Source organism: Clostridium carnis, assembly GCF_054657435.1.
Genome location: NZ_BAAHYS010000001.1, coordinates 2,819,608 through 2,839,643, shown reverse-complemented (window position 1 = coordinate 2,839,643; position 20,036 = coordinate 2,819,608). Strand labels below are relative to the sequence as shown.

Genomic DNA, 20,036 nt, shown 5'->3' with positions numbered 1-20,036 from the left:
TATTTAGAAATTATTCTAAATAGCTATTTTTATCGTTAAAAATTTATCTTTATTTCCTTTTGCTATTGCAATAAAAAAGATTTAATGGTATATTATGACTATAACTTGATAATGATTATCTATAAATAATAATTATCATATTTTTCCAAAATAAATTATATTTATATAAATGAGGTAGATATTATGAAAATTGAATGGACTAGCTTTCAAAAAGGTAATTGGACAAGAAATATAGACGTAAGGGATTTTATTCAAACTAACTATACCCCTTATTTAGGCAATGATAATTTCTTAGCTGGTGCTACTGAAGCAACCCAAAAACTTTGGGATGAAGTAAGCGAATTATTTAAGAAAGAAAGAGAAAATGGTGGTATTTTAGATGTTGATACTAAAACAATTTCAGGAATAAATGAATATAAGCCTGGATATATAGATGAAGCTTTTGAAAAAATTGTTGGTGTTCAAACTGATGCTCCACTTAAAAGAGCTGTAATGCCACAAGGTGGTATTAGAATGGCTGAAACAGCAGCTAAATCCTATGGATATGAAGTAGATTCTAGAATTTCTGAAATATTTACTAAATACAGAAAAACTCATAATCAAGGTGTTTTTGATGCTTATACAGATGAAATGAAATTAGCTAGAAAATATGGAATTGTAACTGGTTTACCAGATGCTTATGGTAGAGGAAGAATTATCGGAGACTATAGAAGAGTTGCTCTTTACGGTGTTGATAGATTAATTGAAGATAAAATAGAACAAAAGAAAAGTTTAGAAGTAAAATGTATTGATGAAGAAGTTATTAGATTAAGAGAAGAAATATCTGATCAAATTGTAGCTTTAAAAGAACTTAAAGCTTTAGCTGCAACTTATGGATTTGATATATCAAATCCAGCTTCAAATTCAAAAGAAGCTATTCAATGGCTATACTTTGGCTTCTTAGGAGCTATAAAACAACAAAATGGAGCTGCTATGTCTCTTGGTAGAACATCTACTTTCTTAGATATATATATTGAAAGAGATTTAAAAAATGGATTAATAACAGAAGAAGAAGCTCAAGAGTTAGTAGATCATTTTGTTATGAAGTTAAGATTAGTTAAATTCTTAAGAACTCCTGAATATAATGATTTATTCTCTGGTGATCCAACATGGGTAACTGAATCTATTGGAGGTATGGGGTTAAATGGTAAAACATTAGTTACTAAAAATTCATTTAGAATATTAAATACTCTATATACTTTAGGACCTTCACCAGAACCAAATTTAACAGTACTTTGGTCTACTCAACTTCCTCAAGGCTTTAAGGATTTCTGCTCAAAGGTTTCTATTGATACAAGCTCTGTACAATATGAAAATGATGATTTAATGAAACCTTATTGGGGAGATGATTATGCTATAGCTTGTTGTGTATCAGCTATGAAAGTTGGTAAGCAAATGCAATTCTTTGGGGCAAGAGTTAATTTAGCTAAAACTTTACTTTATACAATTAATGCTGGTAAGGATGAAAAATCAGGTATTCAAGTCGGACCTAAAATGGAAGGAATCAGCAGTGAATATTTAGACTATGATGAAGTAATGGAAAAATTTGATGTTATGACTGATTGGTTGGCTAATTTATATGTAAATACATTAAACGTAATTCATTATATGCACGATAAATATTCATATGAGTCATTACAAATGGCATTACATGATAGAGACGTCTTTAGAACAATGGCATGTGGTATTGCAGGATTATCTGTATGTGCTGACTCATTATCAGCTATAAAGTATGCTAAAGTTAAGCCTATTAGAAATGAAAATGGTTTAGCAGTAGATTTTGAAATTGAAGGAGACTTCCCTAAATACGGAAATGATGATGATAGAGTTGATGAAATTGCTATATTCTTAGTAGAAAACATGATGAAAAAAATAAGACAAAATAAGACTTATAGGAATTCTTATCATACTCAATCAGTGTTAACTATAACTTCTAATGTAGTTTATGGTAAAAAAACTGGTACTACTCCAGATGGAAGAAAAGCTGGAGAACCATTTGCACCTGGTGCTAATCCAATGCATGGTAGAGACTCTAATGGTTCATTAGCATCATTAAACTCAGTTGCTAAATTACCATATGAACATTCTCAAGATGGTATATCTAATACTTTCTCAATTGTTCCAGATGCATTAGGTAAAACACCTGAAGAAAGAATTAAAAATTTAAGTTTCTTAATGGATGGATATTTTGGACAAAATGCACATCATTTAAATGTTAATGTATTTAATAGAGAAACTTTATTAGATGCAATGGATCATCCTGAAGAATATCCACAATTAACAATAAGAGTATCAGGATATGCAGTTAATTTTATAAAATTAACTAGAGAACAACAATTAGATGTTATAAATAGAACATTCCACAAAACAATGTAATATATAAATGCCTATGGGTTGCTCCATAGGCATTTTTTATAAATATCACTATTTAAATTACTATTTAATATCTTCTGCTATTTTATCAATAATCTCTTTTCTTTCCTCTCCTAATACACTAATTAATTTAGTTGGCATAAAGCCATTTTTATAAACTCTATCATCGTTAGCTTTTATCATTGAAATAACTGTAGTTTCTAATTTCTCATATGTTATTAAATCATCAAGGTATAAATCTACTACATCCTTTAATTTTGTTGCTAACTCTTTTGGGTTTCTGTATACTGCTCTCATGTTTTTCTCCTTAATATGTATTTTACTAATATTTTATCCTATTATTATTTTAAGTCAATATGAATAAAAAATTTTAGCTATTTTTTTTTGTAAACATTAACTTAAGAATCCATATTTTCTATTTTGAATATACTATACTGTATTAAATTAAAGGAGTGATTAAATGAAATATAAAAATTGCTATGAAGCTATGCTAAGAATGATTGAATTATCAGATAAATTGAGTGAGCTTTTAAATGCTAATCAAAAAGAAACTAGTGCTTCTTCGAAAAGAATATTATCAGATAAAATAGATAAAGTTGAAATGGAGTTTTTAACATTAAAGCATTCTCTTTCAGCTATTCCTTATGAAGAAAAAAAATTAACTTTTTTTAATCTATAAATGACATATAAAGAGAGGATATAAAGTCTATATCCTCTTTTTATATTTATCCGTTAGCCATTTCTCCACCATTAACATGGATAGTTTCTCCTGTTATAAATGAAGCGGAATCACTAGCTAAAAAAACATATGCTTCTGCAAGCTCTACTGGCTGCCCTGCTCTCCCAATAGGAGTTTTATTACCAAATTTAGATACCTCTTCTTCTGTCATAGATGCAACTATTAATGGTGTCCAAATAGGTCCAGGTGCAACTGCATTTACGCGTATTCCTTCTTGTGATAAATTCTTAGCTAAACTTCGTGTAAAAGATGTCATTGCACCTTTAGTGGCTGAGTAATCTAATAATGTTTCATTTCCACTATATGCTGTTATTGAAGTTGTAAATATTATTGAATCTCCATATGACATTTTAGGAGATATTTCTTTAGTTAAATAAAAATTACTAAAAACATTTATATTAAAAGTTTTCATAAGTTGTTCAGTACTAATATCTAGAATTCCATTTTGAGGGTAATGCTCTCCTGCATTACCTATAAATATATTTATACATCCAAAATCATGTATAACACTATTTACTAATTGTTTGCAAAAATCTTCATTTGAAATATCACCTTTATATATTCTGGCTTCACCACCTAGTGCTTCAATTCTTGCTTTAGTATTTTTAGCATCAGTATCTTCATCTAAATATGATATAGCAACCTTTGCCCCTTCTTTTGCATACAGGATTGATATAGCCTTCCCGATTCCACTATCACCACCAGTTATAAGAGCAACTTTATCTTTTAATCTTTGTGATGGTTTATGATAATTTTCTAATTCATATACTGGTTTAGGGTTCATTTGTGCTTCTTCACCTGGCTTTTTATTTTGATGTTGCTTTGGAAATTGTTTTGGGAAATTTAACTTTGCTACCATTACAAATCACCTCATTTCTTTTTATCTCATTTAGTTTTAGCTTAAATTAAATTTTTATGTCTAAACTAATAAAAATCGTCTAATAAACATACTAAATATAGCTTATTAGACGATTTAATTATTTTAACCTATTTTTTAACAAAGAAATTTCTAACTCCTTTTCTTCTAACTTTTTCTTATAATCTAACTCTTTTTGCCCCCACTCCTTATTTAATTTATTTATTAAAGAAGCCATCTCATCTGCACTTCCAGCAATTCTATTAAACAAAAGTAAATTTGATTCTAATATTTCAGGTATTTTACTATTAGAATACCTTAATCTATGATCAATTTCTCCATATCCTTCTTCAAAAATTGTTCTAACTTGAATCTCTGCAATCACTTTTTGATTAGTTGGATAAAACTCTACTAGATAATGTACAGACCTATATCCTGACTTTCTTGATCTAACTTCTATACCTAAATCATTAAAAATCTTTGTGTTATCTCCATCTCTTACATTAGCAGTTATTTCAATTACATTCCAAGTTTTTGTAATAAAGTCATGTATTGATTCCCATTGATCTTTAAATATATGAATTACTCTTATTCCTATTAAATCATTTATTTCATTTTTATAATTTTCATTATTAAATTCAAAAGAAGCTCCATATTTAGATTTTCTATCTTCTGTTTTTCTAATTATTTTTTCAATTAATCTTTCAGAATTTTTAACTCTAGATTTTACAGAGTGAACTTCAGAGTGAGCTCTAAGTATATTAGCTATAAAATCAGCTTGATTTTCATAAGAATCTCTATAATTGTTATAATCTTTATAAATTTCTTGTAAAATTTCTACTTTAATATTTTCTTTTCTTATAATTTCTTTAGTTAATGGATATTTAATTGTAAAATCATCTATATTAAAAGTTTTTTTCATACTAATCTCCTATATAAATATAAATTAATATATATATTATACATCATTTTCAAAAAAAATATAAAATAAATAAACAGTATAACTTTAGTACACTGTTTATTTAAAATTTAATTTATTATAATTTAAGCTTCTTCTTTTATTCCAAGAATATAAGTAGATGAAAATGATACAATTAAAGCAATTGCTAATCCAATTATATAGTTAATCATAGAATCTGAAGTAACTATGGTTATTCCTGGTATTGCTGTAACCCCTACAGCTGTCATTGCAACTTTTGTAAATACTACATAAGCTCCTGCTGTAGCTCCACCAATTGCTGCACCTATAAAAGGCTTAACATATTTAAGGTTTACTCCGAAGATTGCTGCTTCTGTTATACCTACAAATGCACTTATAGCTGATGGTAATGATATGCTCTTCATTTTGCTATTCTTAGTCATAAAATAAACTGCTAACGCTGCTCCACCTTGTGCAAAGTTTGCCATTGACCATATAGGAAGTAATGTATTTACTCCTGTGTCAGCAATTAATCCAAGTTCAATTGCATGAAAACTATGATGAATTCCTGTAATAACAATTGCTGAGTATGATCCTCCAAAAAGAGCTCCTGCTAAAATTCCAAACTTTCCTAAAGCAAAAGTTAAAAATGTAGTAAGTCCATGACCTATAAAATTAGCCGCTGGTCCTATAACTGCTAATGCTAAAAATCCTGTAATTAAAACAGTAAATAATGGAGTTAATAAAATATCAAACATTTCAGGAACTATTTTTCTTATATTTTTCTCAAGATAGGCCATAACAAAAATAACTATTAAAATTGGAAGTACAGTACCTTGATATCCTAAAAGAGGCATATCAATAAGACCTAAAACTCTAAGAGTTTCATATCCTTCTCCTTGTGTCCAAGCATTTTGTAATGAAGGATGTATCATTATAGCACCTACCGTTGCAGCTAAATAAGTATTAGCTCCAAATACCTTAGCTGCACTAATTGCAACTAATACAGGTAAAAAAATAAATGCTGCAGAACTAAACCAATCAAGCATCATCCACCACCACGAATCGGAATATTGATTTAATCCAAACTTATTAGCTGCTCCTAATAATCCCATAAGAAGCCCTGCTGCAACAATAGCAGGTATAATTGGAACAAAAATATCTGATAATGTTCTAGCTAGTTTTTGTAGAGGATTAAGTTTTTGTTTTGCTATATTTTTTACTTCCGCCGTTGTACTTTCTTTAATATCTCCATATTTTACAAATTCTTCGTAAACCTTATTTACTATTCCTTGTCCTAAAATAATTTGAGTTTGTCCCCCATTATTAAAAACACCTTTTACAAGTTCTAAACTTTCAATTTCTTTTTTATTTATATTATTATCATCTTTAAGAACTAATCTCAGTCTAGTTGCACAATGCGCTGCACTAATAACGTTTTCATCACCTCCAACATATTGTAAAATACTTTTAGCTACATCCTTATAGCTTTTAGCATTCGTCATCTTATATTCCTCCTTAAAATTTAATTATTATTCAAATTATAGATATAAAATTTATCAGTTTTAATAATAACCTTTACACCTTGAGGGAACGTTCCCTTAAAGTGTAAAAATATTGATACTCAAGGGAACGTTCCCTTAAGTATCAATATAATAATCTCTAATTTAAGATTATTATACACTATCTCTCTCAACTAGTCTAGATACTAATTTTATATTTTTCTTTTTATTTAATAAATCATTCTTATCTGAGTCTAAAAGATTTAAAATTATTTTTGCTGCTTCTTTACCAGATGTCTTATATGAATAGTGCATAGTAGTTAATTTAGGAGTTATAACCTTTGATAGTCTTGAATCACCTATACCAACAACTGCAATATCATTAGGAATACTATACATATTATCCTTTAAACATTCTATAACCCCAAAGGCCAAATTATCTGTTACTGCAAATATTGCTGTAGGAATATTCTTATTTTTAAGTAACTCTTTTGTTAAATCATATCCACTTTTCTCAGAAAAATCACCAATTTTTATATTTTCTTTAATTATATCTATATTATGCTCTTTTAATTTATCAATATAGCCTCTTTTTCTTTCAACTCCTACTGACTTATCTTCTTCATATACACCTATAAAACCTATATTTTTATGGTTTTTGCTTATTAAATACTCTACTATCTCTTTTGAAGCATTATAGTCATCATGATAAACACATGGAAATCCGCTTATACTTTGAGATACTACGACAATCGGAACATCTACATCATTCATAAATTTAATATGATTATCTGTTACTTTTGTAGCCATAAAAATTATTCCGTCAACTTGATTCTTTTTAAATAGTTTTAAGTATTCTATTTCTTTTTCAATTAAAAGATTTGTATTTGCTATTAAAACGTCATATCCATGCATTGACATTACTTCAGTAATTCCTTCTACAACTCTTGGTGCAGTTTCTGTACTTATTTTAGGTAAAATTACCCCAATTAAATTAGTTTTCTTTGTTCTCATACTAATAGCATGTCTTTGTGGGATAAATCCTGTTTCTTCTATAACTTTCTTAATTCTATTTCTCGCATCTTCTCCTACATATCCATTATTCAAATATCTAGATACAGTGGACTTAGATACTCCTGTAATCTTAGCTATTTCTATAATATTCAAAATATCTTCCTCCTTTTTACTTTATTAAATTAACATAATTAAAGTTCTGTTATAAGTTTAATTTTCAATATTATTTTATTCCTTATAAAAATATACTTTTTATATTTAAATTATTTATACTATATCAGCTAATTGAAATCTAATAACTTTACTTAATTCATCTAAGCTTAATTCTACTTGATATCCTATTTTACCAGCACTAAAAATAAAAGTTTTAAGTTCTTTAACTGATATATCAATTGTAGTAACGAAAAACTTTTTCATTCCAATTGGTGAACATCCCCCATGAATATATCCTGTCAATGAAAATAGTTCCTTTGATTTTAGCATTTCTATAGATTTCTCACCAACACTCTTTGCAGCTTTTTTTAAATTTAATTCTTTATCCACTGGTATTATAAAAGTATAGTAATTCTTTGACTTTCCAACTGTTACAAGTGTTTTGAAAACGTTTTTGGCATTAATTCCTAAAGCTGTAGCAACTTCTATTCCACTTATTGCATTAGTATTTACATAACAATAATGATTATATTTAATCTTTTTTTTATCTAAAATTCTCATTACATTTGTTTTTTCATCCATATCTTTATTCCTTCAAACCCTACTGTTAAATTTTTATGTATTTCTCTTATTTGAAAATTATGAATCCATATTTTTATATTAGTTATAAAAATATAATTATAATATATTATAAAATATAATATATGGCTATCAGTAATACTTTTAGTAATTTCCAACAATATAAATCCTTTATTTTTTTATAGAACCCAGAATATTTAATAAATTATATCATTGAATTACTACATTTTCAATAATTAACTATATCCCTATATCTAACTAATATATGAATAGACTGATTAAAAAAAACATTTCACATATTTTTTACTTATGAAAGTTAAATATGATTATATTTATAAAACAATATTAATTTTTATTAAATTAATATTTTAAAAAGGGATATATAAATATACCCCTTTTTAAAGTTACGAATTTATCATTATAAGTAATTCTCTTACAATTCCTTTAGCTCTACTTGGTAACTTATCTAATGCTTTTTCTCTTTTCTTTTCATTATCGATTTGCATTATTTCCATTACCCTTGCTTGCAATCCTGGAATATTATTTAGTTCGTCTGCAAGTTGATTAAACTTTTGAGCAAATAAAGGATTTTTCATTTTTTCTTGTATCCTCATTAAAAGTTGATATCCGTCCATATTTTCCTCCAATAAATAACTCTACTACATAGTACTATATAAAAATTAAAATGCTACAACTTTTTATATATTTTACATATATTGACTAAACAGTCTATTTTTCTTATACTATTAATAATTAACTATTTTAAATTTTTAAGGGGGATATTATAAAATGAAAATTTCTTTTTGGCAATATGCCATAACAATGTTAACTTACTTTATATCATTAATAATAATTGTGGAATTTATGCGTACAAAGTATAAAGCAGCTTCAATTATATGGATTTGTTCATTATTAACTTTTCCATTATGGATTATGGGAGGGGTAGAAGGTTGGTTTAGATGGGCTAAAATTCTCAGTGTAATACTACCTACAATATTTGTTGGCTTTTGTAGAATAGCAAGCTATGAAAATAAAAAGGGACCTACATGGGAGTTTATTCAAAAATCTTGGGTATTATGGTTTGCATATTTAATTTTATTTCTAAATATTATGGAGGCTACATTAAAAGATCTTGCTTTAGGAAATTATTCAAATTCATTATGTGGTTTTCTTTTATGTGTTACAATTCCATTTGCACCAAAGTATTGGGAGTATCAAAAAACTGGTAAAGGTGATTTGATAGTTTACACAACAATGGCTTGGAATTTTTTATATACAACATGGAATGCAGCTTTTGTTTATGGTGAAAGCCCAGCTTATTTCGCTTCATCAGTATGTATTCTTTTAGCAGCAGAGCTTTACCCAATATTTAAAGGTCGTCATGAATTATATATTATGGCTAGAGTCTATACTTTAGCTACACATATGATAGTTCGCTCTTGCTTTGGAAATACAATTTTAAAGCTAATTGATTCATCATCATGGTTTAACCCTAATGTTTTAGATATATGGGGGAAATTTAATTTAATTCTTATAATACCATTTGTATTTTGGCATATGTGGCAATTACATACTGGAAATGCCCAATATACTTTCTATAGAAAAAAAGCTCCAAAGTCACTTGAAGTTAATTAAATAGACTTAATTTTAAAGGTATCATAAATGTAGATAGTTAAAATTTACTTATATGATACCTATTTATATTTTATTATTAAATTATGTGTTTTTGATTAAATTCTTTTTAAAATCCATTATTATTTCTATAGTAAAATTAGATAAATTCGCTAATTTAAATATTAAGTTATCTATTTGTTGAAAATAAATTTTACAATCAAGGCCTTCTTTTTTGTTAGTATATATTCTTTTTGCTAAATTTGTCAATTTATCTTTATTTAAATCATCTATATCAATAATTGGAATTCTAGATACATATCCTGAAGTTATCATATTGCTTCTGATTAGTACACCTCTTACAATATATGTAACTAATGAAGAGTTTAAATAAGCTAATAACCACCACCGTTCATTATCTTTACAAATTATATTAGGATTCACTCCGTAAGTACTGTTTTCCGGAAGTATACATGCTGTAAAATCTACTCCCATAGATGAACAACTAATTCCACCTTTATATAATAAATTTTTATTTCTCACAATAAAAGTTTCTAACTTTTTTTCTAAATTTAAAAAGTCGTTATGTAAATATATACACTTATCTGTGTAAAATCTATCTTTTCCTGGATTTTTATAAAATGGTATTGTATATGGTTCTACTTTATTTAAACTCAGAAATTTTTTATCATCTCCTGTTGATATACCAGTTACACATTTATATATATCTCCTAATCTATAACTATTAAATAGTATTCTAATTTCTAAAGGACATTCAATAATAAATTCTAAATTATCATTTTTTAAAATAATATCTTCTAAATTAAAATTCCCCTTAAAATTAGAATTTAAGTTATTTTCTAAAATACTATAAAAATTTTTAATATTTGATGGTCTGTTATTTACTACTATTTTCCTTTGATTATCTACCCCTTTTTGTAATATCAATATACTTGTTCTTACATCTGCTCCTTGATTTTTAAATAAATTTGTTGGGCACATTGTAATTTCATGAATAGTGCATGTTTCTAAAATTTTTTTTCTTAATTTTTTATAGGATTTTGCATAAAAAAATGAGTCATGTGTTATTATACCTATTACTGCTCTATCTTTAGCTAAATCAATTACAGATGATATAAACATACTATACATATTATAGACTCCTACATCACTAAAGAAATATTTAAGCTTTTCTTTATTAGCTCTTATATAATTAACTTCATGACAATTATAGGGCGGATTTAAAATATAATAATCATAATCTAATGTTAACTCTTTATTTTTAGATTCTTTTTTCTTACTACAGTAATAATTTATAAAATCAAGTTTAGTAAAATTACATACATAATCATCTTTATGAGATATAATATCAAATCCATCAACATACAATCTTTCTTTTAAGAAATACTCTATTAACTCCTCTTTTCCACAACAAGGATCTAGTACTTTTTTACCACTAGCTATAGTAAGCATTCTTTTCGTGATGTATCTACCTACTAAATAAGGAGTTGAGTAATATCCTATCTCACGTCTATCTATATTTTTACTTTTATCATCTTTAATATTAATTTTTACAATTTTTTCTTTTCTACCCATTTAATCTCCTCTATTTATAGTATTTAATATAATTTTATTATTCTTATATCACTATATATCATTTTAACATAATATATAATAATGAATTTATTTTATTAGCGAAGGAGGTATTTAACTAATGCAAAGTATTAACGCTAATGATATAAAAGGAATAGATGTAAGTGAATGGCAGGGTGATATTGATTATAGCAAAGTAAGAGGTAGTGGCAAAAAAATCGTTTATATTAAAGCTACTCAAGGTGTTAACTTTGTAGATCCTAAGTTAGATAGTAATTATGAAAATGCTAAAGCTTATGGTCTATTAGTTGGATTTTATCATTTCTTTATACCATCTACTGAGAATAATGCATTAGATCAAGCAAATAATTTTGTTAATTCTATTAGTAATAAAATCTCTGATTGTAAATTAGCTTTAGATTTAGAGGTAACAGGAGGACTAAATCCTTATAGTGTTTCTTATTTAGCTAGTATATTCCTCGATGAGGTTAAACGGCTCACTAATTTGGATGTAGTTTTATACACTTATACTAATTTTGCTATAAATAATATAACAAGTATACTTTCAAAATACCCATTATGGATAGCTGAATATGAAGTTTCTACACCTAATGCTAATCCTATATGGAATAGCTGGATAGCCTTTCAATATTCTAACTCAGGATATGTTCCTGGAGTAAATGGAAATTGCGATTTAGACGTTTTTACTAAAGAAATATTACTAAATAAAAATATTACTATTCCAGATATAAAAGGGTATATTGACTATATAAATTATACTGTTCAATCTGGTGATACTTTAGGTGGTATTGCTGAAAAATTTAATACCACTTATCAAACTATTGCTAAAATTAATAATATTTTAAATCCTAATTATATTACTGTAGGTGAAGTTTTAAAAATTCCATTTTCTACAACTACTTCAAAATACTATGTTGTGCAACCTGGAGATACTTTAAGTGGTATTGCTGAAAAATTTAATACCACCTATGAAGAATTAGCAAAAATAAATAATATATCAAATCCTAATTTAATTTTCCCAGGTGAAGTATTAAAAATTAGATTATCCTCATCAGACACTATAACTAATAAAACCTATGTTGTACAACCGGGAGATACTTTAAGTGGTATAGCTATTTCATTTAATACTACTGTTAATAATTTAGTTAGGATAAATAATATATCAAATCCAAATCTAATTTTTCCAGGTGAAGTACTGAATGTTTAAAATTATTTTCCCATAATTTTAAAAAATTAAAATTATGGGATTAATTTTATTAGTTATTACTAAGTATCTTACTTCCATTTTCTTTAAGCCACTTATTTTTTTCCTTATAGCTAGGCATATATATTTTAACTAAATCCCAATACTCTTTTGAATGATTCATGTGTTTAATATGGCATAATTCATGAATTATTACATAATCAATTACTTCTATTGGCGCTTTTATTAAATTGTAATTTAATCTAATTTCCTTTTTATAATTACAGCTTCCCCATCTAGATTTTTGATTCTTAATAATTATTCTACTTGGAAATATATCTATTTTATTACATATATCAATAGTCCTACTTCCTAGTATTTCTACTGCCTTCTTCTTTAACCATTTATCTACTATTAGTTTTACATCCTTTTCTTGATATTTATTAATAATTAAATTAACCTTATCATTTTCTAATAATACTTTAAATTCATTTAAAGTATTATCAAATCTTACTTTAAAATCATACTCTTTTCCTAAATATAAAATTTTACTTCCATTTTCGTATTTAAAATAATTTAGATTATTTATTTCATCTAATCTTTCTATTATCCAATTTTCCTTTTTTCTTATTATTTTCAATATATCATTTTCCTTTAAAAATATCGGAGATGATATTAATATCTTTCCGTTTTCATCAACTCTCATAGATAGACTTTTTTTATTTTTATAACTTATTTGTATATCTAAAGCTTTATCTTTTATTAATATTTTATTAATCATATTATATTCTCCTGAAATATAAAAAAAGACTAGAACTTTATTAACTTAAAAGTTTTAGTCTTTACATATGGTGGGAACAACAGGGCTCGAACCTGTGACCCTCTGCTTGTAAGGCAGATGCTCTCCCTGCTGAGCTATGCTCCCATTTATAAATTTATTGTATCATATAATAAAATTTATTTCTAGTAAATTTTGTTATTTTTATAAAGTTTCAATTTTTTATTTAAAATACTTAACATAACAACTTTACTTATGTATAATAATGGTATTATAGTTTATAACATATATATAAATATATATGAATATAATTATTAACTAAATGTGAAAAGCGAGGTTTAATATATGTTAAAAGATTTATTAAAAAAGAATGAAATAACTGCTATGAAAGCAAGAGATAAGGCAACTGTTAGCGTATTAAGATTAGTTAATGCTGATATAAAGGCCTTCGAAGTTAACAACAGAGAAACTATTACTGATGACGGAATTATTAAAATAATAGAAAAACATATAAAGCAATTAAAAGAAGCACTTCAATATGCAACTCAACTTAATGATGCTGAAAAAATTGCAGAAGGAAACTTTGCAATTGAATTGCTTACACCATATCTTCCTGCACAATTAAGTGAAGAAGAAGTATCAGAAATGTTAAAAGAAATTATATCTAATGGAAATTATACAGCTGCTGATATGGGGAAAATTATGAAAGAAATTATGCCAAAAGTTAATGGAAAATTTGATAGATCAAAAATTAATCCTATGGTTAAAAATTTATTAGGTTAATTTATAAAATTTACATGTCCTGGTATAGAATCCAGGACATTGTTTATTTAATTATTTTTAAATTTTTCAAACTAATATCTAATATATTAACAGAATGAGTTAATGCTCCTACAGATATATAATCTACGCCTATCTTAGCTATCTCTTCTATATTTTCTAGTGTAACATTTCCTGAATATTCAACTATTGCTTTATTATCTATTATTTTAATGGCTTTTTTCGCTGTACATATATCCATATTATCTAGCATTATTATATCTACACCTTCTTCTATTGCATCTTCTACCATTTGTAGATTTTCTGTTTCAATTTCTATTTTTCTAACAAAAGATATGTTATTTTTAACTTTTTTTATAGCCTCCTTTACACCTCCAGCAGCATTAATATGATTATCCTTTATCATTATTCCATCTGAAAGATTAAATCTATGATTTTCTCCTCCTCCAATTTTAACTGCATACTTCTCAAGAAGTCTTAAATTAGGGGTTGTTTTTCGTGTATCTAATAATTTTGTATTATAGTTTGATAGTTTTTCAACATATCTGTTAGTTAAAGTAGCAATACCGCTTAATCTTTGAATAATATTCAAAGCTACTCTTTCGCCAAATAATATGTTATTTGTATCTCCTGTTAACTTTGCTATTACTTCTCCAGATAAAATATTATCTCCATCTTTTTTGTTAAACTTAACACTAACATTTCCTATTATTTCAAATACTCTCGCAAATATAGCTTCTCCTGCAAGAACTCCATCTTCTTTACAAATTAAATCAGCAGATGACTTTGTATTATAACTTAAAATTGATAATGTTGTAATATCTCCATATGGTGAATCTTCTAGTAATGCTTCCTTTATAATTTTATCTACAATAATCCAATTCATTTTCTTCCTCTTTTCTAATATTATTAAATATATTTAAAACAAGTTTATTATTAATTAGTTTAAAACTATTTAAATCCTCGTTGAATATTTTATTATCTGTATCTTCAACCTTTATATTATCTATTGATTTATTAATAGCTTTAGATGCCCTTCTAGCAAATACAATTGCCTCCAATAATGAATTGCTTGCAAGCCTATTTGCACCATGAACTCCAGTGCAGCTTGTCTCTCCTACAGCATATAAATTATCCATACTTGTTTTAGAATTTAAATCTACTTCAATCCCTCCCATAAAATAATGTTGAGCTGGAGAAACTTTTATTGGTGATTTAGTTATATCTACACCTCTAATTAAACATTCATTATAAATTTTTGAAAATCTATTTATTATATATTTCCTATCTAAAAATGAAATATCTAAATATACAAAATTAGACTTAGTTTTTTTCATTTCTTTATAAATAGCCTTTGTTACTATATCTCTAGGTAATAACTCATTTATAAATCTTTCCCCATTTATATTTTTCAATTTTCCGCCTTCTCCTCTTAATGATTCTGATATAAGAAATCGTCTTTTTTGTATATCTTCTTCAAAAAAAGCGGTTGGATGAATTTGTATATAGTTTAAATCCTTAACTTTTATATTATGCTTTATAGCAATTGCAATACCATCTCCAGTTAAAGATTTTTGATTAGTGGAGTTTTTATATAGTCCACCTATTCCCCCTGTTGCTAATATAAGGCATTTAGAATTTACAATAATTCTCCTTTGACCTTTAAATAATATTGCTCCTTTAGCAACTCCTTTTTCTTCTATAATATCCGCTAAATAAGTATTTTCACTTAAAATTATATTTTTTCTTTTTTTTACTTCTTTAATTAAAGCTTTTTCTATATATTCTCCTGTATTATCCTTGATATGCAGAATCCTATTTATACTATGAGCACCTTCTTTTGTATAATCTAATCCCTGTTCATTTTCATCGAATTTAACTCCTAAACTTTTTAAAAATTCTATGCTATTATTAGATTCTAAAGCTAATATTTTTACAGCATTTAAATTATTTTTATATCTTCCAGCTCTTAATGTGTCTTCAATAAAGGGTTGAAAATCAGACTCTCCCCTTACCGTTGATATTCCCCCCTGTGCTAATAAAGAATTTGTGTCTTCTAGTCTCCCCTTTGAAACTATCATAACATTTGTATCATTTCTTATCTCTAAAGCAGATGTTAATCCACTAATTCCAGATCCAATTATTAATACATCTATACTTTTATTCATAATTTTTTCTCGCTAGTCTATGCATATTTTCTAATGGTTTTAATGCCATTATTCTAACTGATTCATCTATTAATATTTCATTATTCATATTTAGTAATGTTTCATATATCTTAAATAAATTATTTTTTTTCATATCTATACACTTAATATCAGTACCAGGAATAATAAACTTTTTATCTTTATTCTTTTTTTCAAGTTCATATAGAATTCCTTCTTCTGTAGCTATAATAAATTCCTTTTTAGTGCTTTTAGTTGCATACTCAATTATCCCACTTGTACTACCAATGTAATCTGCAAGATCCCTTACTTCTTTAGTGCATTCAGGGTGTGCCAATACTTCAGATTCCTTATACTCTTCTTTTAGTTTCGTAATTTCCTCCTTTTTTATTTTTGAATGACAATTACAAAAACCATCCCATAATATAAATTCCTTATCCTCAAAAAATCCGGCTACATATTCACCTAAGTTTTTATCTGGTAAAAATAAAATTCTTCTATTTGATATATTTTTAATTATATCTATAGCACTAGAGGAAGTAACTATAACATCGCTATGAGCCTTTACTAAAGCTGTAGAGTTTATATAAGAAATAACAGCAGCATCTTCATACTTTTCTTTTACTTTTATTAATTCTTTATAATCAGCCATTTCAGCCATAGGGCATCCCGCATCTATTGATGGAAAAAGTATTTTTTTGTTATTTGCTAATATCTTTGCACTTTCAGCCATAAAGTGAACTCCACAGAAAATTATAGTTTCTTCTGTGCAATCTCTAGCTATCTCACTTAAATAGTATGAATCACCTATATAATCAGCTATTTTTTGAACTTCTTCTGGTTGGTAATAATGTGCTAGTATAATTGCATTTCTCTTCCTTTTTAAATTTGATATCTTATCTACTATATTCATACCCTCACTCCTTTGTATTCACTTTTATTTACACCTGTATATACACTAAAAGAATTATACCATTTAACTTTTCTTTATTCAAGAAATTCAAAAAATATATATTTAAAATTTCTGACAACTTTTATTTCAATATGAGATTGTCAAAAATAATTATATGGTTTAAAATGGAAATATATATAATTAGGGGGGATTTTATGAAAAAAAGTTTTGGATTAACTACAAAAATTTTTATTTCTATGATATTTGGATGTATTTTCGGATTATTTATCAAATCTATTCCAGATGGATATTTTAAAGATACATTTTTATTGAATGGTCTTATTAAAATATTAGGAAATGGTTTTTTAGCAACAATTAAGATGATGGTTGTCCCATTAGTGTTAGTTTCGTTAACTTGCGGAGCTTCTTCTATAGGAAATATAAAAAAATTAGGTCGTGTTGGTGGAAAAACTTTTATTTTTTATTTAATTACAACATGTATAGCTATTACAATTGCAATTGGTATAGCATATGTTATAAACCCAGGTACTGGACTTGATATGTCTCATTTAGTTACTCAAGAAACAATCATATCTGAAGGAAAAAACTTTACTGACTTATTGTTAGGTATTATTCCTTTAAATCCTATAGAATCAATGGTTAAAGGTGATATGCTTCAAATAATTTTTTTCTCAATTTTATTAGGCTTATCTATTAGCTTAGTTGGAAAAAAAGCCGAACCTGTAAAAAAACTATTTGAAAGCTCTAATGAAGTAATAATGAAAATTGTACAAATGCTTATGAGTATTGCTCCATATGGAGTATTTGCACTTATAGCAAATACCTTTGCAACTACTGGATTTAATGCTATGATTCCACTTTTAAAATACATGTCTGTAATATTAATTTCACTTTCTCTGCATGGATTAATTATTTATTTTGGAATGTTTAAAATTTTTACAGGGTTAAAAATTAGACCATTTTTAAAAAGATTTATTGCGCCAGGGTCAATTGTTTTTTCAACAGCTTCTAGTAATGCTGCACTACCAGTAACATTAGAAGCAATGGAGGAAGCTGGTGTTGATAACTCAATTGCTTCTTTTACTATTCCATTGGGATCAACAATAAACATGGATGGAACTGCTATAATGCAAGGTGCTGCTGCTATATTTATTGCTCAAATTTATAATATTGAATTAGGGTTAGGTTCTATAATCACAATTATAGCAACTGCTACTTTAGCTTCGATTGGTACAGCGGGGGTTCCTGGTGTTGGTATGGTTATGTTATCTATGGTACTTCAATCTGTTGGCTTACCTATAGAAGGAATAGGGTTAATTTTAGGTGTCGATAGAATTTTAGATATGTGTAGAAGTACATTAAATACAATGGGAGATTGTATTTGCACAATTATTATAAGTAAAAGTGAAAATGCTTTTAATGAAGAAAAATATTATTCTGTTGATTCTAATTCACTTGAAGATGCAAAAATAGCAAGTTAAAATTAATATTTTGCAATATCAATTTGTAGATAATATTTACTAAAAAAATAAATTCCATCTATAATAAATTTTATTTATTATAGATGGAATTTTGTATTTTACTAATTTTAAAATTTATAAGTTTTATTACTATATGTCTTATAATGGAGAGTTCTTAACAATAAAACTTAACATTTTTATAACTACCGGTATAATTTCTTTAGTATTTATTTCTGAAAAATCATGATTACTTGATTCTAAAGTTAATATTTCAACTTTATTTTTACTATTATTTAATTCATTAAAAAGTTTTAAAGAGTTTTCATATGGAACTACATTGTCCATTTTACTATGAACTATAAGTGTCTTTGGTAAATCTTCTTTAATATAATTTATAGGACTATATTTTTTAAATATCTCATCTTTTGTATTATTGCTTTCAACTGAATTTATAATTTGCTCTAAATCCCATTCAACATTAGATAAATCTAGTGTTTTTAAATCTGTTGGACCAAAAAAGTCAACTATATATTTTACAGTTGATTGATAGCCCCTTAATTCATTATTTCCTAAAAATTCATTATCATCAGTATAGCTTGCCATTAATGCAAGGTGTGCCCCAGAAGAAGCTCCTATGACTCCTATTTCATTTTCATTAAATCCATATAAATCTTTATTTTTATGAATCCATCTTATTGTATCTTTAATATCAGTTATTTGTTTATCAAATATTTCATTTCCTCTCATCAATTCATAAGATGTACTTATTATAGTAAAACCTTCTTCTCTAAAAGCATCTAACAAAGGTGATATAGTTGTAGGAATACTCTTATCTCCATAAACCCAACTTCCACCGTGGACATATAAAATTACAGGGGAGCCACCTTTTAACTTCTTTTTGGGTCCATAAATATCTAATGTTAAGCTAACACCATTATCATTTTTATATTCTACGTCCTTATAATCCATTGAATTTAACGATTCTATAGATACTAAATCTTCTTTATTATATTCAGCACTTGTAATAACTTTATATTTTTCAGCAAGATTCAAATATAAGCTTATCTTTCCTCTCTCTATAAATAAAAATGCTATTAGTGCAAAAATTATTAATAATATTACTATTCCAGTCCATTTTAAAAATTTTTTCATTCTTTTTCCTTTCTATTTATAATTATTTTATTATAACTTCTATAAAAGCATACATATTTATTAACTTTACTATTTTATATTAAAATATACATTTATAAATTAAAATTTTAATTTATAAATCTTTTTTTATCATACTATTATACTTCTTGCTTTGTCTATGTTTCTTTATTAAGTTTATATTAATACTAAATAAGTAAAAATATATT

19 protein-coding genes and 1 tRNA gene are annotated in these 20,036 nt (G+C 26.3%); 6 read left to right on the top strand and 14 right to left on the bottom strand.

Annotated features, from left to right (window positions below; genetic code table 11):
• Window positions 1–183 precede the first annotated feature (183 nt).
• Complete coding sequence (gene pflB, locus ACYQ1T_RS13820) at window positions 184–2,415, top strand: formate C-acetyltransferase (protein ID WP_459835821.1); 2,232 nt, start codon at window positions 184–186, stop codon at window positions 2,413–2,415.
• A gap of 60 nt (window positions 2,416–2,475) precedes the next feature.
• On the opposite strand, the gene ACYQ1T_RS13815 is transcribed toward pflB, so the two are convergent.
• Complete coding sequence (locus ACYQ1T_RS13815; RefSeq protein ID WP_459835819.1) at window positions 2,476–2,709, bottom strand: TIGR04540 family protein; 234 nt, start codon at window positions 2,707–2,709, stop codon at window positions 2,476–2,478.
• Between the two features lie 163 nt (window positions 2,710–2,872).
• Between ACYQ1T_RS13815 and ACYQ1T_RS13810 the strand changes: the two genes are divergently transcribed.
• Window positions 2,873–3,091 (top strand): hypothetical protein, encoded by a 219-nt coding sequence (locus ACYQ1T_RS13810; RefSeq protein WP_459835817.1) that lies wholly within the window; start codon window positions 2,873–2,875, stop codon window positions 3,089–3,091.
• A gap of 46 nt (window positions 3,092–3,137) precedes the next feature.
• Here the strand turns inward: ACYQ1T_RS13810 and ACYQ1T_RS13805 are convergent, their stop codons facing one another.
• The 6 genes from ACYQ1T_RS13805 to ACYQ1T_RS13780 form a co-directional block, all read right to left on the bottom strand.
• Window positions 3,138–4,010, bottom strand: coding sequence for an SDR family oxidoreductase (locus tag ACYQ1T_RS13805; protein WP_459835815.1), 873 nt, complete (start codon window positions 4,008–4,010; stop codon window positions 3,138–3,140).
• A 118-nt stretch (window positions 4,011–4,128) separates the two neighbouring features.
• Complete coding sequence (locus ACYQ1T_RS13800) at window positions 4,129–4,929, bottom strand: RelA/SpoT domain-containing protein (RefSeq protein WP_459835812.1); 801 nt, start codon at window positions 4,927–4,929, stop codon at window positions 4,129–4,131.
• A 122-nt stretch (window positions 4,930–5,051) separates the two neighbouring features.
• A complete protein-coding gene (locus tag ACYQ1T_RS13795) occupies window positions 5,052–6,431 on the bottom strand; it encodes a sucrose-specific PTS transporter subunit IIBC (protein WP_459835810.1) in 1,380 nt (459 codons plus the stop codon).
• A 171-nt stretch (window positions 6,432–6,602) separates the two neighbouring features.
• Window positions 6,603–7,595, bottom strand: coding sequence for a LacI family DNA-binding transcriptional regulator (locus tag ACYQ1T_RS13790; protein ID WP_459835808.1), 993 nt, complete (start codon window positions 7,593–7,595; stop codon window positions 6,603–6,605).
• A gap of 114 nt (window positions 7,596–7,709) precedes the next feature.
• A complete protein-coding gene (ybaK, locus tag ACYQ1T_RS13785) occupies window positions 7,710–8,177 on the bottom strand; it encodes a Cys-tRNA(Pro) deacylase (RefSeq protein WP_459835805.1) in 468 nt (155 codons plus the stop codon).
• Window positions 8,178–8,578: 401 nt separating this feature from the next.
• A complete protein-coding gene (locus ACYQ1T_RS13780) occupies window positions 8,579–8,809 on the bottom strand; it encodes a hypothetical protein (RefSeq protein ID WP_459835803.1) in 231 nt (76 codons plus the stop codon).
• A 154-nt stretch (window positions 8,810–8,963) separates the two neighbouring features.
• On the opposite strand from ACYQ1T_RS13780, the gene ACYQ1T_RS13775 reads away from it, so the two are divergent.
• A complete protein-coding gene (locus ACYQ1T_RS13775; protein WP_459835801.1) occupies window positions 8,964–9,809 on the top strand; it encodes a hypothetical protein in 846 nt (281 codons plus the stop codon).
• A gap of 81 nt (window positions 9,810–9,890) precedes the next feature.
• Here ACYQ1T_RS13775 and ACYQ1T_RS13770 read toward each other — a convergent pair whose 3' ends face one another.
• Window positions 9,891–11,381, bottom strand: coding sequence for an N-6 DNA methylase (locus tag ACYQ1T_RS13770; protein ID WP_459835799.1), 1,491 nt, complete (start codon window positions 11,379–11,381; stop codon window positions 9,891–9,893).
• Window positions 11,382–11,499: 118 nt separating this feature from the next.
• Between ACYQ1T_RS13770 and ACYQ1T_RS13765 the strand changes: the two genes are divergently transcribed.
• Complete coding sequence (locus tag ACYQ1T_RS13765; protein WP_459835797.1) at window positions 11,500–12,606, top strand: GH25 family lysozyme; 1,107 nt, start codon at window positions 11,500–11,502, stop codon at window positions 12,604–12,606.
• Window positions 12,607–12,655: 49 nt separating this feature from the next.
• Here the strand turns inward: ACYQ1T_RS13765 and ACYQ1T_RS13760 are convergent, their stop codons facing one another.
• A complete protein-coding gene (locus ACYQ1T_RS13760; protein WP_459835795.1) occupies window positions 12,656–13,363 on the bottom strand; it encodes a M48 family metallopeptidase in 708 nt (235 codons plus the stop codon).
• A 68-nt stretch (window positions 13,364–13,431) separates the two neighbouring features.
• A tRNA-Val gene (locus ACYQ1T_RS13755) sits at window positions 13,432–13,507 on the bottom strand.
• A 198-nt stretch (window positions 13,508–13,705) separates the two neighbouring features.
• Between ACYQ1T_RS13755 and ACYQ1T_RS13750 the strand changes: the two genes are divergently transcribed.
• Window positions 13,706–14,143 carry a GatB/YqeY domain-containing protein gene (locus ACYQ1T_RS13750; protein WP_459835793.1) on the top strand — a complete coding sequence of 146 codons (438 nt, stop codon included), beginning with the start codon at window positions 13,706–13,708 and terminating at the stop codon, window positions 14,141–14,143.
• A gap of 43 nt (window positions 14,144–14,186) precedes the next feature.
• Here ACYQ1T_RS13750 and nadC read toward each other — a convergent pair whose 3' ends face one another.
• Genes nadC through nadA form a run of 3 tightly spaced genes read right to left on the bottom strand, consistent with a single transcriptional unit; the run spans window position 14,187 to window position 17,218 of the window.
• Window positions 14,187–15,026, bottom strand: coding sequence for a carboxylating nicotinate-nucleotide diphosphorylase (gene nadC, locus ACYQ1T_RS13745; protein ID WP_459835791.1), 840 nt, complete (start codon window positions 15,024–15,026; stop codon window positions 14,187–14,189).
• On the bottom strand, window positions 15,004–16,308 hold the full coding sequence (locus ACYQ1T_RS13740) for an L-aspartate oxidase (RefSeq protein ID WP_459835788.1): 1,305 nt from the start codon (window positions 16,306–16,308) through the stop codon (window positions 15,004–15,006). Before ACYQ1T_RS13740 ends, nadC begins: the two co-directional genes overlap by 23 nt.
• Entirely contained in the window at window positions 16,301–17,218 is a 918-nt protein-coding gene (nadA, locus tag ACYQ1T_RS13735; RefSeq protein ID WP_459835786.1) for a quinolinate synthase NadA, read from the bottom strand. Before nadA ends, ACYQ1T_RS13740 begins: the two co-directional genes overlap by 8 nt.
• A gap of 194 nt (window positions 17,219–17,412) precedes the next feature.
• On the opposite strand from nadA, the gene ACYQ1T_RS13730 reads away from it, so the two are divergent.
• Window positions 17,413–18,699: a dicarboxylate/amino acid:cation symporter gene (locus ACYQ1T_RS13730; protein ID WP_459835784.1), complete on the top strand. Its 1,287-nt coding sequence runs from the start codon at window positions 17,413–17,415 to the stop codon at window positions 18,697–18,699.
• A 138-nt stretch (window positions 18,700–18,837) separates the two neighbouring features.
• On the opposite strand, the gene ACYQ1T_RS13725 is transcribed toward ACYQ1T_RS13730, so the two are convergent.
• Window positions 18,838–19,830: a prolyl oligopeptidase family serine peptidase gene (locus ACYQ1T_RS13725; protein WP_459835782.1), complete on the bottom strand. Its 993-nt coding sequence runs from the start codon at window positions 19,828–19,830 to the stop codon at window positions 18,838–18,840.
• Between the last annotated feature and the right edge of the window lie 206 nt (window positions 19,831–20,036).

Excerpts from the sequence above, each read along its gene's own strand:
- ACYQ1T_RS13760 (WP_459835795.1), bottom strand. The coding sequence starts at position 13,363 with ATGATTAATAAAATATTAATAAAAGATAAAGCTTTAGATATACAAATA.
- ACYQ1T_RS13795 (WP_459835810.1), bottom strand. The coding sequence starts at position 6,431 with ATGACGAATGCTAAAAGCTATAAGGATGTAGCTAAAAGTATTTTACAA.
- ACYQ1T_RS13775 (WP_459835801.1), top strand. The coding sequence starts at position 8,964 with ATGAAAATTTCTTTTTGGCAATATGCCATAACAATGTTAACTTACTTT.
- ACYQ1T_RS13740 (WP_459835788.1), bottom strand. The coding sequence starts at position 16,308 with ATGAATAAAAGTATAGATGTATTAATAATTGGATCTGGAATTAGTGGA.
- ACYQ1T_RS13810 (WP_459835817.1), top strand. The coding sequence starts at position 2,873 with ATGAAATATAAAAATTGCTATGAAGCTATGCTAAGAATGATTGAATTA.
- pflB (WP_459835821.1), top strand. The coding sequence starts at position 184 with ATGAAAATTGAATGGACTAGCTTTCAAAAAGGTAATTGGACAAGAAAT.
- ACYQ1T_RS13765 (WP_459835797.1), top strand. The coding sequence starts at position 11,500 with ATGCAAAGTATTAACGCTAATGATATAAAAGGAATAGATGTAAGTGAA.
- ACYQ1T_RS13805 (WP_459835815.1), bottom strand. The coding sequence starts at position 4,010 with ATGGTAGCAAAGTTAAATTTCCCAAAACAATTTCCAAAGCAACATCAA.
- ACYQ1T_RS13800 (WP_459835812.1), bottom strand. The coding sequence starts at position 4,929 with ATGAAAAAAACTTTTAATATAGATGATTTTACAATTAAATATCCATTA.
- ACYQ1T_RS13780 (WP_459835803.1), bottom strand. The coding sequence starts at position 8,809 with ATGGACGGATATCAACTTTTAATGAGGATACAAGAAAAAATGAAAAAT.
- nadC (WP_459835791.1), bottom strand. The coding sequence starts at position 15,026 with ATGAATTGGATTATTGTAGATAAAATTATAAAGGAAGCATTACTAGAA.
- ACYQ1T_RS13725 (WP_459835782.1), bottom strand. The coding sequence starts at position 19,830 with ATGAAAAAATTTTTAAAATGGACTGGAATAGTAATATTATTAATAATT.
- nadA (WP_459835786.1), bottom strand. The coding sequence starts at position 17,218 with ATGAATATAGTAGATAAGATATCAAATTTAAAAAGGAAGAGAAATGCA.
- ACYQ1T_RS13750 (WP_459835793.1), top strand. The coding sequence starts at position 13,706 with ATGTTAAAAGATTTATTAAAAAAGAATGAAATAACTGCTATGAAAGCA.
- ACYQ1T_RS13730 (WP_459835784.1), top strand. The coding sequence starts at position 17,413 with ATGAAAAAAAGTTTTGGATTAACTACAAAAATTTTTATTTCTATGATA.
- ACYQ1T_RS13770 (WP_459835799.1), bottom strand. The coding sequence starts at position 11,381 with ATGGGTAGAAAAGAAAAAATTGTAAAAATTAATATTAAAGATGATAAA.
- ybaK (WP_459835805.1), bottom strand. The coding sequence starts at position 8,177 with ATGGATGAAAAAACAAATGTAATGAGAATTTTAGATAAAAAAAAGATT.
- ACYQ1T_RS13815 (WP_459835819.1), bottom strand. The coding sequence starts at position 2,709 with ATGAGAGCAGTATACAGAAACCCAAAAGAGTTAGCAACAAAATTAAAG.